Genomic DNA, 1,601 nt, shown 5'->3' with positions numbered 1-1,601 from the left:
CAAAGCAGGAAAACATTTAGACGACCTCCAACAAGTAATATTAAGAGGTACTTTTCAAGGTAAAAAATATTCGGAAATTGCTCAAGAATTTCAATGCACTAATGGTCATGTCAGAGATGTCGCTTCAGAATTATGGAAAACCTTTTCAGAGACTTTCGGTGAACAAGTAAATAAATCTAATCTACGCACTACATTTTATAGATGGCAGTTTTCCATAGTTTCATCACCAAATATAGAAAAAGATTTTGTAGGAATTAAGAATATAAATTTTTGCCCTGAAACTTCCCCCTCCTCAGAAACTATAAATCCTGAAAATTTTCCCCAACCAAATATCAACAAATCCCAGACTATACCTCGACCAAAAATAGACCTCTCAGACGCACCAGACCATAAAAAATTCTACGGTAGAACTCAGGAAATAAAAACCCTCAAAAAATGGATTCTCCAAGAACAAAAAAAAATAGTGATGCTTCACGGAATGAATGGTATTGGCAAAACAACATTAGCTCTTCAACTCATCAAAAATATTCAAAATAAATTCGACTATATAATTTGGCAAAGTCTCCGAGACTCTCCACAACTCAAAACAATTCAAACCCGACTCATTCAATTTATGTCTAACCAAAATTCCACTCTCGAAACCTCAGAAAATTCCCATCTTTTAGAAAAATTGAGAAAGCACCGCTGCCTCATAATATTAGATCACATCCAAACAATATTTAGTAGTGGCAAACTAGCAAGTCATTACACTCCAGAATATGAAAACTACAGCCAATTTTTCCAACTTATTGCCCAACTCTCCCATCAGAGTTGTTGCCTAATAATTAGTAGAGAAAAACTCAGAGAAATTATTAAAGGTAAAAATACATCCATTCGTTCATTACACCTCAAAGGTTTAGATGAGCAAGCAGCTACAAAAATTCTCAAAGACCAAGACTTACAAGTAGACGAACAATGGCAAAAATTGATTGACTTTTATCAAGGCAACCCCACTTGGTTAAATATAATTGCCACAACTATTAATGACTTATTCAGTGGAAATATCTCAGAATTATTTCAATACGACCCTCTATTTTTAGACGCAGACATCAAAGAATTATTACATCAGCAACTTTCCCGTTTATCAGAAGTAGAAAAACAAGTAATCTCTCACCTAGCAACCACAACCGAACCAGCAACTATTTCAACCTTATTAGATAATTTACAAATACCAGCTTCAGACTTGTTGAATATCATTAAATCTTTGCAGCGACGCTCTCTAATAGAAAAACAAGAAAACAATTTTACTCTTTTACCTTTGCTGAAGCAGTATGTTACATCAATTTGATAAATATTTGCTACAAATAACTAGGTTATTTATTAGGAGTAAGGAGTCAGAATGAATGGCTTTGATACTATTTATTAGCTAGGAATTAATCTTTTTAGTCCAATTAACATTTCCTATAAAGTATTTTAATTTATCTTATTATTCGTAAAATTATTTTTCCAAATTGGTATTATATCCAATCAATTAAATTAGAGTTTTGACAGAAACAGGTAGTAAACAATAGAGAAGAGATAGAGCAAAAAAAAGTATGAAAAAAAGATTTAAAGTATATTCA

Annotated in this window: 1 protein-coding gene; it reads left to right on the top strand. The window is 32.2% G+C overall.

Annotation, left to right across the window (positions count from 1 at the left end; all coding sequences use genetic code 11):
• On the top strand, positions 1 to 1,327 hold a 1,327-nt coding region (locus F6K13_RS32300; protein WP_287289779.1), incomplete at its 5' end, for an NB-ARC domain-containing protein.
• Between the last annotated feature and the right edge of the window lie 274 nt (positions 1,328 to 1,601).

The sequence above is a fragment of the Okeania sp. SIO2B9 genome, assembly GCF_010672505.1.
GTDB classification, from domain to species: Bacteria; Cyanobacteriota; Cyanobacteriia; order Cyanobacteriales; family Microcoleaceae; genus Okeania; species Okeania hirsuta.
The sequence above is the reverse complement of the archived record's forward strand: the minus strand, read 5'-3'. Positions and strand labels throughout refer to the sequence as shown.